Raw genomic sequence first — 15,171 nt, 5'->3', positions numbered from 1 at the left:
TATGCGCCGCAAAACCGCGTCAAACGCGGATGCCGAGGGCCTGCAAATCGGTGCTGAGCTGTTCGGGCGAAGTGAATCGCAGCGCGTGCATGCCGATGTTCCTGGCCCCCTCGACGTTGGCCGGGCTGTCGTCGATGAACACGGCCCGCTCGGGGACCACGTCGTAACGTTCGCAGAGCAGCCGATAGATCGCCGGGTCCGGCTTCACGATCATCTCGTCGCCGGAAACGAGGACGCCCTCGAACTCCTTGAGGAACGGGTTGAGGCAGACGGCACGCGGGAAGGTCTCGCGCGAAAAGTTCGTCAGCGCCAGCGTCCTGTAGCCGGTTTCGCGCAGCCGACGGGCCAATGCGACGGTACCGTGGATGGGTTCGGCGATCGTCTCTTCCCAGCGGTCGAAGTAGGCCTGCAAGAGATGACGATAGTGCGGAAAATCAGCCGAGAGTTGAGCGATGCCGCGCTCGAAGGTCTGGCCGGCATCGTGCAACGCATTCCAGGCGGCGAAGTCGACCTCGGCAAGGAAGGTTTCGACAGCGGCTTCGCTCGGCAACAGCTTGCGGAAAAGCCAACGTGGATCCCAAGGAATCAGGACATTGCCGACGTCGAAGACGACGGTATCGATGGGTGCCTTCACTCCTCCGCGGCCCCCTCGGCTTCCGTGACCAGACTTTCCTCGGCGGCACGCCGGGTCATCACCTTGCCGATGATCAGGACCAACAGGGCGCCGATCACGGGCAGCCCGTAGTGCATGTATTCCATGCTGCTGACGGACGACGCCACGACCTCTTCCTTGTAAAGCATCTCACCCGCGATCCAGCCAAGCAGCATGGCGCCGAGCGTTACGATCACGGGGAAGCGATCCATGAACTTGAGAACGATGCTGCTGCCGAAAATGACGATGGGAATCGACAAGGCAAGTCCGACCACGAGCAGCAGAAGTTTGGTTTCGGGCGGAGCGGCATCCGCCGCGCCGGCGACTGCGAGAACGTTATCCAGGCTCATCACCAAGTCAGCGATCAGGATCGTCTTCACGGCGGCAAGCAGGCTCCCCGCTTCCTCAATGTCGTCCTCGCCGCCATCGTCGGTGAGGAGCTGAATGCCGATCCAGATCAGCAGGACGGCTCCGATCGCCTTCAACCAAGGCAGGCCGAGCAACTGCACCGCGAATATCGTCAAGGCGATCCGCATGCCGATGGCTGCGATCGATCCCCACACAACCGCTTTCTTTTGCTGCGATGCCGGAAGAGCCCGCGACGCCAGGGCGATCACAACGGCGTTATCTCCGGATAGTAGGATGTTGACCCACACGATTTTCAGCATCCCGACCCAGAACGCGCTCGACCATAAAAAAAGCATCGCCCCCTCCACTCAGTGGTCAAAAGTCCAGATTTTCTCCTATTTTTTACATGAGTTGTGCATAGATTGATCGGATGTCGGCCACACTCATCGGTCGAGGGTTGTTGTCGAGCAATCGCGTCACCTTCGCCGCGCCGTCAACCAAGGCATCGAGATCGGCCTCGGTGATCTTCCAACGCTTGAGGTCGGCGGGGATCTGCAGGTCGCGATTGAGCGTGAAAAGCGCTTCGATCAGGGCGGCGGCCGCCTCGTTGTTCGACCGTCCGGCCACGTCGATACCCATGGCGATGGCGACGTCCCGGAACTTCCCCTCGTTGCCGACGACATTGAAGCGCATCACAAAAGGAAGCAGGATGGCATTCGAAATACCGTGCGGAATGCGGTATTTGCCGCCGAGCGGGTAGGCCAACGCATGCACCGCCGTCGTACTCGAAGTGGCAATGCACATACCGCCGTACATCGCACCCAGCAGCATGTCATGGCGCGCTTCGAGATCGTCGCCCTGTGCAAATGCCTTGCGGATACTGCGCGAGATCAGCGTAATCGCCTTGAGCGCCAGCATCTCGCTGAACGGGTTGCCCTTCTTCGACGTATAGCATTCGATCGCATGGCAGAGGGCGTCCATCCCGGTCGATGCGGTGATAGCAGGCGGCAGGCCGAGCGTCAGTTGCGGGTCGAGGATCACCACGTCGGGCATTAGCCTCGGGCTGACGATGCCCACCTTCAGTTCGTCTTCGGGCACCAGGACGATGCTGTTCGGCGTTGCTTCCGAGCCGGTTCCGGCTGTCGTCGGAATCATCAGCGTCGGCACGCCGCGGCTGGCGATCGGCGCCTTGTTCAGCAAGTCGCGCAATGACACGTCGTTAGCCAGCAAGACAGCCGCGACCTTCGCCACGTCCATGGCGCTGCCGCCACCGATGCCGACGACGAGTTGCGGCGCATGCAGCCGGGCCGCCGCGACGATGGCATTGACTTGGTCCACATCCGGCTCGGGCGGCGTATTGTCGATGACGGCCACAGCCACCCCGGCGCTCTCCAGCAACGCCTTCGGTTTGTCGATCAGGCCTGCACCGGCCACGCCCTTGTCGGTGATGATAAGCACCTTTTCGGCGCCGATTTCGGCGACGATCTCGGTGATGTTGGCGACGCTTCCTGGCCCGGCGACGATGCGTCCGGCATTGAGTAGGGTGTAGGTGCTCATTTTTCCGCCTCCCGGTATTGCCTGTTCATTTGTTGCCCGCCTTCACCCACTCCTCACGCAGCCGCACGTAGCGGATCTTCTGGCGGTAGAAGGTGTAGGCGATATGGATGAAACCGTCCGGCGTCTGCTTGATGCTCGGATACGAGTACTCGCGATTGAGCTGCAGTTCCGAGTTATTGGTCATGCAGTAGCCATCGCCGACTTCGAGATTGCGTTTGAACGGCCACGTGCGGCCGCCATCTTCTGAGATGGCCAGGGTCATCGGCGCGCGCGGCGCGCCCCAGAATGCCGTGCGTCGGCCGGCGGAGGGCGTCGGTTCGACGGCCGGAGACGCCGCGCTTGCCATTTGCTCTTCATCTTCGATCTCGTCGTAAAGCGACAATCGACGTTCGATGGCCTGCGCCGCCGACGAATCGTTGAAGACGATCGCCAAATGGCCGTTCGTCAGGCGAGTGAATTGAATCGACGAGTTGTTGTTGGGAAGTTCGGTGGGGACCGGGGGTGTCCACGTCCGCCCATTGTCGTCGGAGCGGCTCATGTACACGTTGTCGGCCCAACGGCTGCGGTACATCGCAAACAGCGAGCCGTCCGGCATCTTCTCGATGTTCATGTGCACGCAGCCCACGCTGGCAGGCACTTCAACCTCATTCCATGTGCGCCCTTGATCGGACGAAATACGCACGGCGCTCACGTCGTCGTTGCCGACCCATTTCTCGCCTGGCGACGTCCTGCAATAGAAAACGGGAATGAGCCAATCCCCATTATCGAGAACGATCACCGGCTGGCGTACGAACGTTCCGGGCTGGTCGAACAACACGCCGATCGGCCCCCACGTAACGCCGTTGTCCTGCGAGACGCGGTAACGGATGATCGAAGTATCCTGGTTGCCCGACTTCTGCGCCGTATAGAACAGCCGCAAGGTGCCGTCCGGCGCGGGAAAGAGAATCGGGTTCTGTTCGGAGCGAGCCGGATCGTCGGACAGCTTGACGGCCGGCGACCAGCATGTGCCGCCGGCAGGCAATCGGGAAAAGTAAACCGAGATATCGGACTTTCCCTCCTGGCTACCGCCGAACCAGACGCAGGCAAGATCGCCGTTGGACAGCGGCATCAGGTTAGCCGCGTGATTCTGCACGCAGGGCGATGGAAGATCGGCGATCAGTCGCAACGGATCGTCGGGGTGGGGATTGAGACACGCGGGATTCTCTCCCGGCCACGGGGTCGCGGTCGTCATGGCTGAACTCCTGGCGTGATGATGCTAAGTGTCCGTTACAGGCCCTTGCGGCGGCGCCCTTCAAGCAACTTCAGCGCGTACTCGGCGGCATCCACCAGACTGTCCGGATTGGCAATGCCCTTGCCGGCGATGTCGAAGGCGGTCCCGTGATCAACCGAGGTGCGCAGGATGGGCAAGCCGAGCGTGACATTCACGCCGCTGATTGCCTGCCATTTGCCGGAAACCGGATCGACGTCGAAACCGAGGAGCTTGACCGGGATATGGCCCTGGTCATGGAACATGGCGACGACCGCGTCGAACTGGCCGGCACGCAGCTTGATGAACACCGTGTCTCCCGGCACCGGACCAATCACGTCGTAACCCTGGTCGACGAACTCCTTGATGATCGGCGCGATGATCTGCTCGTCCTCCTTCCCAAGAATTCCGCCCTCGCCGGAGTGGGGATTGAGACCGGCAACGCCCAGACGCGGCTTGTCGAATCCGAGGCATTCGAGAGCCTCGAGCGTCACCGAGAAGACTCGGCGCAAGCGGGTGGGAGTCATCCGCGACGGCACGTCAGCAATGGCGCAGTGCGTGGTGACGTGCGTGACGCGCATCGGCCCGTGGGCAAGCATCATCACGGCGTCACGCTGGCCGGTGAGATGCGCCAGCAGTTCGGTGTGGCCTTCATAATGGTGACCAGCGAGGTGCAGCGCTTCCTTCGAGAGCGGCGCCGTGACGATGGCGTCGGCTTCGCCGGCCTGAACCATCTCGGCCGCCTTCTTTACCGCGCGGTAGGCCCATTCGCCGCCGACCGGAGCGATCTGGCCGGTGACGATTTCCCCCGCGACCGGCCCCACGTCGATCATCTTCAACGGCAATGCCCCAACGTCGACGCCCAACTGCGCACACGCTTTGTTCAACGCGACCGAACTGCCGAGGACAAGCAGCTCCATGCGTTGCTTGGCGATTTCCGGCGCCAGCTTGAGCGCGGCCTTGGCGACGATTTCGGGCCCGATCCCGGCCGGATCGCCCATGGTGACCGCCAGACGGATGGCTTTAGACATTTCGTTTCCTCTCAACAAGACGTTGCATGACCAAGGGCGGCGTACAAGGCGACGAGGTCATCCCGCGTACCGAACGCGCCCGAACGTGAGTAACAAGGCAACCCGTCCCAGACGCCGCCGATCACCTGCGCACAGCCCCAACCGGGCCGTGGCGATGGATGCGTGAGCAATCCCGTGGCTCCCGACGCTCGGCAAAGACCGAGCAAGGTGTCACCGCCGACGACGATCAACCGGCCGGGCTTCGGAAGTTCGCCGACGAGCCTCTTCGTATTCGCGTCCAGGTTTTCGGTCGCCCGGCGCACATCGATACGCTGCCGTGGGGAAAGGTCGAACCAGGCTTCCGCCGCGCCTGAGCGGACTTGCGAAATCGCGGACACCATCTGGTCCGGGTCCGCTGCTTCGGCTATCGCCCCCGGGTTACGGCATGCCCGCAATGCAGCCCATTGCTCGCGAAAAACCGCCTGGAAGCTGGCACTGATCATCACGGTCGGCCCAGAGCCTCTGGGCAATTCCGAAGTCGCTTCGTTTGCCGCCACCAAGCCATGTCGGCGCGCCAAGGCGTTGCCCAGGCCGGCACTGCCGATCCACATCACCCGCCCGGAGAGGCTCTCGCCGCGTTGCACGACATCGTCAAGTTCGGCATCCGTGCTTGCGTTAGCGATCCAAAGCTCAGGGGACTCTTCGACCCTCGGGTTCGACGTGATACCCAGGCGAGCGAACTCGTCGCGAAACGGAACAGCCACCGGCTGCGGCGGCTCGCCGGAATGCACGATCCATTGGTGACCATCGGCAGTGATGCGTCCCTGACCGGGAAATGCAGGCGCAAACACCGCGTGGTCGAAAGCAGCACGCCGGTAGAGCCAGCCCATTTCTTCAAATGTGTTTCCGCGCAACAAGCTGTCGACTTTCTTGAGCGCCACCCGGCCAGCTGCAAACCAGTCGGCGACGGGTTCGAGAAAACCGGGCAGGCTCGCCGGTTCGACGTCCCGCGTCGGCGTGGCGACCACGGCCACTTCATGATTCTCGACCTCGTCCACCGGCGGCCGATCTAGAAACACCGGTACGCTGCCCTCAAAGGCTGCCGCCGTGTCGAGCGCACCGGTCAAATCGTCGGCGAGAATCCGGACTTGCGTCATGCGGCGTTCTTGGCGATGGTCAGCTTGGCACCCACCGAGCGGATTCTCTCCAGCTCTTCCTGCGGCGCGCCTTCGTCAGTGATGACTTCGGCAATCTCGCCCATATCGCAAACGGTCATGAAGACGCGCGGGCGGAACTTCGAGGCGTCAACCAAAAGCCGGCACGACGTTGCTGAACGCATCAATGCACGTTTGACGGCGGCCACTTCGGGCGACGTTTCGGAAACCACGTTGTCGGTCACCGCATGCGCGCCGAAAAACAGGACATCGGCACGGATCAGCTTAGCGGCGTTCTGTACCTGTTCGCCCACCAACGTGTTGCTGCCGGGGCGAAGCTGCCCGCCGAAAACGTGCACTTGCACGAGGGAACTGCTGTTCAGCACCTGGGCAATCTCGATGTCGTTCGTCACCGCAACGATCGGGATCTTGCGCGCCACGACGGCGCGGGCAGCTTCCAGCACCGTGCTGCCGCTATCAAAAATCACGCTCTGCCCGGGCACCAACGACTCGGCCGCAGCGGCACCGATGAGGCGTTTTTCGCGCGGCGACAGATCGCGCGCTGCCGTGATATTGGGCTCGAACGTGCTGTATTGAAGATGACGGAGAATCGCGCCGCCATGCGTCCGCTCGACGACACCCTCTTCGGCCAGAGCGTCGAGGTCGCGCCGCAAGGTCGACAGCGATACGTGAAGCGCCTCCGCCAACTGCTGCAGCGTCACGGCGCCATGATGATGCAGGAACTCGGCGATCCGCTGCCGCCGCAGGGCCGGCAGCAAAGGCGTGTTCTCCACATCCAGCCAGTTATCGTTCTGCACTACCTGTTCCACGATTCCTCACTTTCCCGGCTCGGCAGCCGCTTTTCTTGGTAGATTTTGACACTTTACGATAGATAACGCAATCGACACGACAGCCCTATTTCTAGTCCATATCAAGATAACGTCACATTTAGGCGGCTTACCACCACCAAATCACCCTTTCTAGATTAGGCATTTGTCCTCGGCTCCTTAACGCAGGCCAGCACACACAACCATAATGTTCTGATTATTAGCGATAAAATGATAAACAAAAACTTTCTATTAAGATCGTCATCAGCCCATTTTGAGCACGTGGTAATTATTAGTTCGTTGTGACGCTTTACGAAAGATTTTGTTGACAGTCTGTCACATATCTATCAACATTCGTCACAATCCATCTCCACGGATGGCAAGCTTTAAGCCGCCCCGGGAGCCATAACGGAAAAATTACAGTTGCGCCGAAAGAAGGAGAGCATTCGATGAACGCGCGGATCAGGGGAGTCCTCACCGCCATCATTACCCCGTTCGATTCTGACGGCCGGGTTTGTCCGCAGCGACTACGGCGGCAAATACAGCGGCAGATGGAGTACGGCAACGGCATATTTTGCAATGGCACGAACGGCGAATTCTTCGTGCTCAGCCTGCAAGAGAAGCTTCTGGTCACAGAAACCTGTGTCGAAGAAGCGGCAGGAAAAGTGTCCGTTGTAGCGCATATCGGAGAAATCTCCACAGCGTCGACGATCAAGCTTGGCAAGGAAGTCGCCGCCATGGGGGTGGACGCCGTCTCGGTGATTGCGCCGTTCTTCGTCCCCCTCAAACAAGACGAACTCATCTACCACTATACGGCGATCGCCGACTCCGTACCGGTACCCGTATTTCTCTACAACATCCCCGCGCGGACCGGGAACACCATCGAACCGGCGACGGCAGCAAAGCTCGCGCAGCACCCGAATATCGCCGGCATCAAGGACAGCGCCGGCAGCTACGAAAGCCTGAAAGGTTTCCTCGACGCCGTTAAGGACAGTCCAAACTTTGACGTCTTGAGCGGTCCGGACCACCTGGCCCACCAAGGTTTCCTCGACGGATGCTCGGCCTGCATTTCGGGACTGGCCAACGTCTGCCCCGAGGGAGTGAGCTTGATCTGGAGGCATTTCCGCGACGGCAACATCGAGAAGTCGAAGGCGGCGCAAGACTTCATCAGCGGACTGCGGAAGGATCTTTATGCCGTCTGCTTCGCGCCAGCGGCCGTCAAGAAAGCCACCGCCCTGCTTGGTGAAGACGTCGGCGACAGCCGTTATCCGATCCTGTTCTCCGACGCCGACATCGCGACGATCAGGCAAGTCGTCGCGACGTACGGGAAAGCACCTGTTCTTTAAGGAGATTGTGCGAAAGGGTGCAGGGAAGCGAACAGTGCCGGCGGAACAAAGAAAACAACGGCGTTTCGCCAAGAATTTCAGCAAGGGTCCATTAGCAAATCGGGCCGAAACCGGGGTGGCTAAACCACCGCAACCGTACCAAAAAGCAAGGAGGTTCATCGTGAATAAAGCAACTTTCGGTTCCCGCCGCGGCTTTGCGAAACTGCTCGCGGCCGCCTTCGTCGCCGGCTTTGGTATAACCGGCACCGCTTACGCGCAGAACTACCCGGCAAAGCCGGTCACGCTCGTCGTTCCTTACCCGGCAGGAGGCGCGAACGATATGCTGGGCCGCCTGATCGGTCAGAAGCTCTCCGAGGGGCTCGGCCAGCAATTCATCATCGAAAACAAGCCGGGCGGTGGCACGCTGATCGGCGCCACGGCGGTGGCCAAGGCCGCGCCGGACGGGTACACGCTGCTCGTCGGCGGTTTTGCCTCGAACTCGGTCAGCCCGTTGCTGTTCAAGGCCGATTACGACCCGATCAAGGACTTTGAACCCATCGGCATGTTCGGCACGGCGCCGACCGTGGTCATCACCTATCCCGATTCGCCCTACAAGACGATCAAGGACGTCGTCGAAGCCGCGAAGAAGAAACCGGACCAGATCATGTACGGTTCTTCCGGCAACGGCTCGCCGCTGCACATGTCAGGCGAGATGTTTACGGCGCAGGCGGGTGTGAAGATGGTCCACGTTCCCTACAAGGGCGGCAGCGCGCACATCCTCGACCTGATCGGCAAGCGGCTGGACGTCATTTTCGATACCTCGACGAACTCGACGCCGCTGATCAAGGGTGGCAAGGTGCGCCCGATCGCTGTCTCGTCGAAGACACGCCTCCCCGATTTCCCCGACGTCCCGACGCTTACCGAGTCCGGCTATCCTGACTTTTCGGTCAACGGCTGGTATGCGCTCTACGCTCCGGCGAAGACGCCTAAGCCCATCGTCGACAAGCTGAGCGCCGAGTTGCAGAAGATCATGAAGATGCCCGACGTCGTCGAAAAACTTCGCGGCGTCGGCGTCACCCCGGGAACCGGCAAAGCCGACGAACTCGCCGCCTATGCGCCGGCCGAACTCGAGAAATACCGGAAGCTGATCAAGGACGCCAACATTAAGGCGGATTAACTCCGGAGAACCCACCCTTTGTTGCGGCGGATGTCCCGGCACCGGTGGTCGTCGGGACATCGATCTTGCGGCTCCACGCATTCCAAGGAACTTCATGAAGATCAAGAGTCAGCGGGACTTTGTCTCGGGGCTTGCCCTCATCGTCACCGGCGCCGCCTTCGCCATTGGCGCCACCAACTACAGCTTCGGAACAGCCATCCGCCCGGGCCCCGGTTACTTTCCATTCGGACTGGGGATCATCCTGGCCATTCTTGGCGGCATCGTCCTCTTCGGGTCCCTGACACAGAATCGCAAGGGAGGCGATCCGATCGGAGCGATTCCCTGGCGTCCGCTCGGGTGCATCGTGGGCGCCATCGTTTTCTTTGGTTTCTTCCTGCCGAAGCTCGGCTTCCTGATCAGTTTTCCCGTGATGATCGTCCTCACCGCCGCGGGTGGGAATGAATTCACCTGGAAAGACGCGTTGCTCAATGCGTTCATCCTGACCGTGATTTCTTACCTGATCTTCATCTACGGCCTGCAACTCACGATTCCGCTCTGGCCTGCGCACGGATAACGGCAACGATTAAAACGGAAAACGCGCCATGGATTTCCTCCACAATCTCTATATCGGCTTCCAGACATCGCTGTCGCTGATTAACCTCTGGTACGCCTTCCTCGGCGCCATGCTTGGCACGCTGATCGGCGTCTTGCCCGGCCTCGGCCCGATCGCCACCATTGCGATGCTGCTGCCGTCGATGTACACGCTAGAACCGACATCGGCATTGATCATGCTCGCCGGCATTTATTACGGAGCGCAGTACGGCGGCTCGACCACGGCCATCCTCATCAACGTACCGGGCGAAGCGTCGTCCGTCGTCACGGCCCTCGACGGCTACAAGATGGCGCGCAAAGGGCGGGCCGGCGCGGCGCTTGCCACGGCAGCGCTAGGGTCGTTCTTCGCTGGCACGATCGGTACGATGGTCGTGGCTGCCTTCGCGCCCCCGCTGACCGCGTTGGCTTTCGAATTCGGCGCCCCCGAATACTGCGCGCTGATGTTCCTCGGCCTCGTTGGTGCCGTCGTTCTCGCGTCTGGCTCATTGGCCAAAGCGTTGGCGATGGTGGTGCTTGGCCTGCTGCTCGGTCAGATCAATACCGACGTCATTACCGCCGTCCCACGCTTCAGCTTCGGCATCACCGAGCTCATGGACGGCATCAATTTCGTCGTCATTGCCATGGGGGTCTTCAGCTTTGGCGAAATCATCGCCAACCTCGGCAAACCCGCCGAACACCGCGACGTTTTCATCAAGAAGGTCACGGGCCTCATGCCGACGAAACAGGACTTCAAGGATTCGGCGCCTGCTGCCCTGCGCGGCACGATCCTCGGCTGCCTGCTCGGCGTGCTGCCGGGAGCCGGGCCGATGCTTGCCTCCTTCACGTCCTACTCGGTCGAGAAGAAGGTAGCCAAGAACCCCGGTGAATTCGGCCAAGGAGCCATTCAGGGAGTGGCGGGGCCGGAAGCCGCCAACAATGCCGGCGCTCAGACCTCCTTCATCCCGATGCTGACGCTCGGCATTCCGACGAGCGCGGTGATGGCGCTCATGATCGGCGCCATGACGTTGATGGGCATCCAGCCAGGCCCTCAAGTGATGACCACGAACCCGAGCCTGTTCTGGGGGCTGATCACGTCGATGTGGGTTGGCAACCTGATGCTCGTGATCCTCAACCTGCCGCTCATCGGCATCTGGGTGAAACTGCTCACAGTGCCGTACCGCTTTCTGTTCCCGGCGATCATGGCATTCTGCGCGATCGGCGTGTACACGCTCTCGAACAACACGTTCGACGTGTATTGCGCGGCCGCCTTCGCCGTGCTCGGTTTTGTCTTCCATAAGCTTGGCTTCGAGCCGGCACCGTTGATTCTCGGTTTCATCCTCGGGCCGATGATGGAAGAAAACCTGCGGCGAGCCCTGCTGATGGCGCACGGAGACTGGAGCGTTTTCGTCACCCGGCCGATTTCAGCAACGATGATCGTGGTTGCCGTGGGCCTCATGATCGCGATTACGCTGCCGGCAATCAGCAAGAAGCGCGAAGAGGTCTTCGTCGAGGACGAATAAAGAAGAAGCGTTACCCTGCGTTCCTCCTCAGGCCCCATGCGTATCGCATGGGGTTTTTTTTGCCCTTGGCAAATGGCCAAGTCGGGCCAAGTCGCAACAACCTGCCGGGCCTTGCCCGGTCAGAGAATCGAAGCTTCGCCGGCAAAGCCGCGCGCGGCGGCCGCCGCGGCATCCATGATGGTCACAACGCCCGCAACCTCATCGGGAGCGAGCGCCCCGAAGCCGATGCGGACTTGGTCGGAACCGCGTGCGGCCTGCAACCAGTAATCGGCGCCGGGAGACACAAGGACGCTGCTTTTCGCGCACTCGGCAATGAAGCGGGCAGGATCGACGTCGGCATCGAGACGCCCGAGCAGGCAAAGACCAGCGGGCGGATCGTCGAACCGCAACGGGCCGCGCAGGCCGGCGAGCACGTCGCGTAGCGTTTCGCGAACCATGCGATAGCGCGGGCGAACCCGTTCGAGATGCCGCGCGTAGTCGCCCTGCCGGATGAATCGAGCCAACGCCCGCTGCAAGAACGCCGAGCAGCCAAGGTCGTCGGCGACCTTGAGCGCGAGCAGACGGGCGATCAGGGCCGGTTCCGCCGTGACGCTCGCAATCCGTAAAGCCGGAAGCAGGCATTTCGAAAAGGTGCGGATGCGTACAACGCGCGCCTGCGGATATTGCGCGGCGAGCACTGCCAACCTTGTCGGCTGTTCGCCGAGATAATCGAGATCGCCGAGATAGTCGTCCTCGATCACGAGAAAACCGCCTGTCGCCGCCGCCTCGAGAACCCTGCGACGGGCCGCTTCGGACCACGTCCGCCCGGTCGGATTGGCGTAGGTAGGGCAGCAATAGAAGGCGGCGACCGCTCCCGGTTCGGCTAGGCGGCGCAACGATTCGGCGTCCGGGCCATCCTCTGTCATGGCGACGGGGACGACACGCGCGCCGGCGTGCCCAAAGGCGAGCCGCGCGCCCGGGTAGCAGGGGTCTTCGACGGCAGCCGCAATGCCAGCGTCGAAGATACGGGCAATCAAGGCCAACGCCTGCTGCGAACCCGATGTAATGAGCATCCCCGACACCGGGTCCGAAGCAATGCCGATTTCGCGGTCGATCTCGGTGACCGCTTCCCGGAGGCCGAGGTAGCCGCGGTATTCCTCGTACCCGCCACAGCGTTCGTCGTCCGATGCGGTTTGAAAAACGAGCCGCGCAAATTCCTTCACCGGATGCAAGCGCAAATCCGGTTCGATGCGGTTGAGTTGGTATTCCCGACGCTGGTTCTGAGCGCTTCCCGCCACCCGGTAACCCGAACGCGGCGAAGCCAATACCAGCCCAGACGCACACAATTCCCGATACGCCGCAACGACGGTGGTGGGGCTGACTCGAAGCCGCCCTGACAAGCCGCGCACCGACGGCAACGGCGTTCCCGCCGGCAAACGTCCGGCCCGGATCGCCTCCCCATAGGCCGAAGCGATCTGGTCACGTACCGGCAGTGGCGATTGGGAGTCGATCTGTACTGATACAGAAATCATACACACGCCCGGTTATTGCCTTGTTTGTATCATAACACGCCCCTTAGAATGGGGCCGTCTGTGTTTGCAAGGGAGTTGCCATGGAGACGTCTTACGCGCAGCGCATGAGCGCGATGAAACCATCGACCATTCGGGAAATGCTCAAGCTTACCGAGCGCCCCGGAGTGATTTCGTTCGCCGGCGGGCTTCCCGCCCCCGAGTTGTTTCCGGTGGAGGACATCCGAGCCGCCGCCGAACGCGTACTCGGCGAATGCGGCGCCAAGGCGTTCCAATATGGAGCAAGCGAAGGCATCGCGCCGCTGCGCACCCGGATCGCCGAGGAAATGAAAACACGGCAAATCGGCTGTATGGCGGACGACGTGCTGATCACCACGGGGTCGCAGCAGGGACTCGACCTGCTTGGGAAGGTTTTTCTCGACCCGGGCGACGTGATCCTCACCGAAACCCCGACCTACTTGGCCGCGATCCAGGCCTTCCAGTGTTTCGAAGCGAGCTTCCAGCCGGTGGTCACCGACGACGAGGGAGTAATTCCGGAAGCGGTGGACGCGCTGGCCGCCGCAGGACGCGTGCGTTTTCTCTACGTCATCCCGAATTTCCAGAACCCGACCGGACGCACGCTTTCTCTCGTCCGTCGGCGCCAACTTGCCGAGATCGCCGCGCGCCGCAACCTCCTCATTGTCGAGGACGACCCTTACGGACGACTGCGCTATCGAGGCGAGCACCTGCCGCCGATCAAGTCCTTCGACGAAGGCGGCCACGTCATCTACTTGAGCACGTTTTCGAAGACCGTCGCGCCCGGTTTCCGCACCGGCTGGATCGTGGCCTCGCCCGCGGTCAGGGACAAGCTCGTGATCGCCAAGCAGGCAGCCGACTTGCATACGTCGAGTTTCGACCAACTGGTGCTCGACCGCTATTTGGCCGACTTCGACAACGCGGCGCATGTCCGGCGCGTCTGCGCCGCGTATGGCGAACGCTATGCGGCAATGGACGCAGCTCTGCGGCGCCACATGCCGGCCAGCTTTTCCTGGACGCAACCCGAAGGCGGAATGTTCCTATGGGTCCGTGGCCCGGAATCGTTCGACTCGATGCACGTCCTCGGCGAGGCGATTGCCGAGGGCGTCGCCTTCGTTCCCGGTGCCGATTTCTTCCCGCGCGGCGGAGGCGGCAATAACATGCGCCTCAATTTCTCAAACGCGGGTATCGAAGCCATCGAGGACGGCATCACACGATTGGCGGCCATCTGCGCTCGCTCCGCCCAATGACGCAAGGCGACGACGACATGGCGTCGCCTCTACCTCCGCCACCTGTTTCACTTCCCCGACGCCAATAGGGGCACGAGCTTTACCGACGCTCATGCCCTCGGCGAGCGCCGTTAAGCGTCGCCGCTCGCGATTCGCGCCAACTAACGATCGACGTACCTGAGTGAACGTTCCGCCAACACGCAGGGCGTTGCATATCCTGCTTCCGGAATGCCGCGAAGGTCAGCGGTAGAATGACGAACGCGTTTCGGACTCCTCCGGCCTGCAGCCGCCGGCTGGCCGTGCCGGCCGAGTAGCGAAACGAAGCGCCGGCGAAAAAGACGGGAACCATGGCCGTGCCCAGGCTTCTGAGTGACATCCATGCTTGAATTATCCGACCTCGGCCGTGCCTTCGACGGGCGGCCCGTCCTGCGCGACGTCTCCCTGATCCTGGGCAACGGCGAGTACGTCGCCATCGTCGGCGAATCCGGGGTGGGCAAGTCGACGCTCCTCAACCTGATCGCGGGCCTCGATAGGCCGGATGCCGGACGCATTCGACTCGATGGCGACGACTACGGCAGCCTTGACGAAGACGCTTTGACGCGGTTGCGGCGGCACAAGCTGGGCTTCGTTTTCCAGGCGTTCCACATCCTGCCGCATCTCACGGTCGCCCAGAACGTGGAGTTGCCGCTCTGGCTTCAGGGAGTCGATGGAAAGACGGCCGCGGCGCCGGCACAACGTCTGCTCGACGCCGTCGGCCTCGGCGATCGCGCATCGAGTTGGCCACGCGAACTCTCGGGAGGCGAAGTGCAGCGCGTGGCCATTGCCCGGGCGCTGGTACACCGGCCGCGGTTGGTCCTCGCTGACGAGCCGACCGGCAACCTCGACCCCGCGAACGGCGCGCGCGTGTTGGCACTGCTCGCCGAGCAGATCCATGCCGCAGGAGCGATCGGCATTCTCGTCACCCACTCGCGCGATGCCGCCGCCACCGCTGACCGCGTATTGCGTCTAACGCCCGAAGGTTTGCGCGAGTAGG

Annotated in this window: 14 protein-coding genes; 6 read left to right on the top strand and 8 right to left on the bottom strand. The window is 61.8% G+C overall.

What is annotated here, in order from left to right:
* Positions 1-19: 19 nt before the first annotated feature.
* Genes NZ453_RS15465 through NZ453_RS15435 form a run of 7 tightly spaced genes read right to left on the bottom strand, consistent with a single transcriptional unit; the run spans position 20 to position 6,797 of the window.
* Positions 20-634 (bottom strand): HAD family hydrolase, encoded by a 615-nt coding sequence (locus tag NZ453_RS15465; protein ID WP_263771606.1) that lies wholly within the window; start codon positions 632-634, stop codon positions 20-22.
* On the bottom strand, positions 631-1,356 hold the full coding sequence (locus tag NZ453_RS15460; RefSeq protein ID WP_263771604.1) for a TerC family protein: 726 nt from the start codon (positions 1,354-1,356) through the stop codon (positions 631-633). Before NZ453_RS15460 ends, NZ453_RS15465 begins: the two co-directional genes overlap by 4 nt.
* Before the next feature lie 46 nt (positions 1,357-1,402).
* Positions 1,403-2,557, bottom strand: a complete 1,155-nt coding sequence (locus NZ453_RS15455; protein ID WP_263771603.1) for an iron-containing alcohol dehydrogenase — start codon at positions 2,555-2,557, stop codon at positions 1,403-1,405.
* Positions 2,558-2,582: 25 nt separating this feature from the next.
* Complete coding sequence (locus NZ453_RS15450) at positions 2,583-3,788, bottom strand: sialidase family protein (protein ID WP_263771602.1); 1,206 nt, start codon at positions 3,786-3,788, stop codon at positions 2,583-2,585.
* A gap of 35 nt (positions 3,789-3,823) precedes the next feature.
* Positions 3,824-4,834 carry a 4-hydroxythreonine-4-phosphate dehydrogenase PdxA gene (gene pdxA / locus NZ453_RS15445; protein ID WP_263771601.1) on the bottom strand — a complete coding sequence of 337 codons (1,011 nt, stop codon included), beginning with the start codon at positions 4,832-4,834 and terminating at the stop codon, positions 3,824-3,826.
* 11 nt (positions 4,835-4,845) lie between these two features.
* Positions 4,846-5,970: a four-carbon acid sugar kinase family protein gene (locus NZ453_RS15440; protein ID WP_263771600.1), complete on the bottom strand. Its 1,125-nt coding sequence runs from the start codon at positions 5,968-5,970 to the stop codon at positions 4,846-4,848.
* Positions 5,967-6,797, bottom strand: coding sequence for a DeoR/GlpR family DNA-binding transcription regulator (locus NZ453_RS15435; protein ID WP_263771599.1), 831 nt, complete (start codon positions 6,795-6,797; stop codon positions 5,967-5,969). The genes NZ453_RS15440 and NZ453_RS15435 overlap by 4 nt, the downstream gene beginning before the upstream one ends.
* Positions 6,798-7,243: 446 nt before the next feature.
* Here NZ453_RS15435 and NZ453_RS15430 point away from each other — a divergent pair, with 446 nt between their 5' ends.
* The 4 genes from NZ453_RS15430 to NZ453_RS15415 all read left to right on the top strand — a co-directional run bounded on the left by NZ453_RS15430 (position 7,244) and on the right by NZ453_RS15415 (position 11,386).
* Complete coding sequence (locus NZ453_RS15430) at positions 7,244-8,140, top strand: dihydrodipicolinate synthase family protein (protein WP_263771598.1); 897 nt, start codon at positions 7,244-7,246, stop codon at positions 8,138-8,140.
* A gap of 160 nt (positions 8,141-8,300) precedes the next feature.
* Complete coding sequence (locus tag NZ453_RS15425; RefSeq protein WP_263771597.1) at positions 8,301-9,296, top strand: Bug family tripartite tricarboxylate transporter substrate binding protein; 996 nt, start codon at positions 8,301-8,303, stop codon at positions 9,294-9,296.
* Between the two features lie 94 nt (positions 9,297-9,390).
* Positions 9,391-9,849 (top strand): tripartite tricarboxylate transporter TctB family protein, encoded by a 459-nt coding sequence (locus tag NZ453_RS15420; protein WP_263771595.1) that lies wholly within the window; start codon positions 9,391-9,393, stop codon positions 9,847-9,849.
* Between the two features lie 28 nt (positions 9,850-9,877).
* A complete protein-coding gene (locus NZ453_RS15415; protein WP_263771594.1) occupies positions 9,878-11,386 on the top strand; it encodes a tripartite tricarboxylate transporter permease in 1,509 nt (502 codons plus the stop codon).
* A gap of 119 nt (positions 11,387-11,505) precedes the next feature.
* Here the strand turns inward: NZ453_RS15415 and NZ453_RS15410 are convergent, their stop codons facing one another.
* On the bottom strand, positions 11,506-12,897 hold the full coding sequence (locus tag NZ453_RS15410) for an aminotransferase-like domain-containing protein (protein ID WP_263771593.1): 1,392 nt from the start codon (positions 12,895-12,897) through the stop codon (positions 11,506-11,508).
* Positions 12,898-12,977: 80 nt separating this feature from the next.
* Between NZ453_RS15410 and NZ453_RS15405 the strand changes: the two genes are divergently transcribed.
* Positions 12,978-14,159 carry an aminotransferase-like domain-containing protein gene (locus tag NZ453_RS15405; protein WP_263771592.1) on the top strand — a complete coding sequence of 394 codons (1,182 nt, stop codon included), beginning with the start codon at positions 12,978-12,980 and terminating at the stop codon, positions 14,157-14,159.
* A 357-nt stretch (positions 14,160-14,516) separates the two neighbouring features.
* Positions 14,517-15,170 carry an ABC transporter ATP-binding protein gene (locus NZ453_RS15400; protein ID WP_263771590.1) on the top strand — a complete coding sequence of 218 codons (654 nt, stop codon included), beginning with the start codon at positions 14,517-14,519 and terminating at the stop codon, positions 15,168-15,170.
* Position 15,171 lies beyond the last annotated feature (1 nt).

This window comes from Propionivibrio soli (assembly GCF_025770765.1).
In the GTDB taxonomy this organism is placed as follows: domain Bacteria; phylum Pseudomonadota; class Gammaproteobacteria; order Burkholderiales; family Rhodocyclaceae; genus Propionivibrio; species Propionivibrio soli.
Note: the sequence above shows the minus strand (reverse complement) of the source record. Positions and strands in the feature narration are given on the sequence as shown.

Bases quoted from the DNA above. Each gene is read 5' to 3' on its own strand.
- pdxA (WP_263771601.1), bottom strand. From the start codon at position 4,834: ATGTCTAAAGCCATCCGTCTGGCGGTCACCATGGGCGATCCGGCCGGG.
- NZ453_RS15400 (WP_263771590.1), top strand. From the start codon at position 14,517: ATGCTTGAATTATCCGACCTCGGCCGTGCCTTCGACGGGCGGCCCGTC.
- NZ453_RS15415 (WP_263771594.1), top strand. From the start codon at position 9,878: ATGGATTTCCTCCACAATCTCTATATCGGCTTCCAGACATCGCTGTCG.
- NZ453_RS15420 (WP_263771595.1), top strand. From the start codon at position 9,391: ATGAAGATCAAGAGTCAGCGGGACTTTGTCTCGGGGCTTGCCCTCATC.
- NZ453_RS15405 (WP_263771592.1), top strand. From the start codon at position 12,978: ATGGAGACGTCTTACGCGCAGCGCATGAGCGCGATGAAACCATCGACC.
- NZ453_RS15450 (WP_263771602.1), bottom strand. From the start codon at position 3,788: ATGACGACCGCGACCCCGTGGCCGGGAGAGAATCCCGCGTGTCTCAAT.
- NZ453_RS15440 (WP_263771600.1), bottom strand. From the start codon at position 5,970: ATGACGCAAGTCCGGATTCTCGCCGACGATTTGACCGGTGCGCTCGAC.
- NZ453_RS15455 (WP_263771603.1), bottom strand. From the start codon at position 2,557: ATGAGCACCTACACCCTACTCAATGCCGGACGCATCGTCGCCGGGCCA.
- NZ453_RS15430 (WP_263771598.1), top strand. From the start codon at position 7,244: ATGAACGCGCGGATCAGGGGAGTCCTCACCGCCATCATTACCCCGTTC.
- NZ453_RS15460 (WP_263771604.1), bottom strand. From the start codon at position 1,356: ATGCTTTTTTTATGGTCGAGCGCGTTCTGGGTCGGGATGCTGAAAATC.
- NZ453_RS15410 (WP_263771593.1), bottom strand. From the start codon at position 12,897: ATGATTTCTGTATCAGTACAGATCGACTCCCAATCGCCACTGCCGGTA.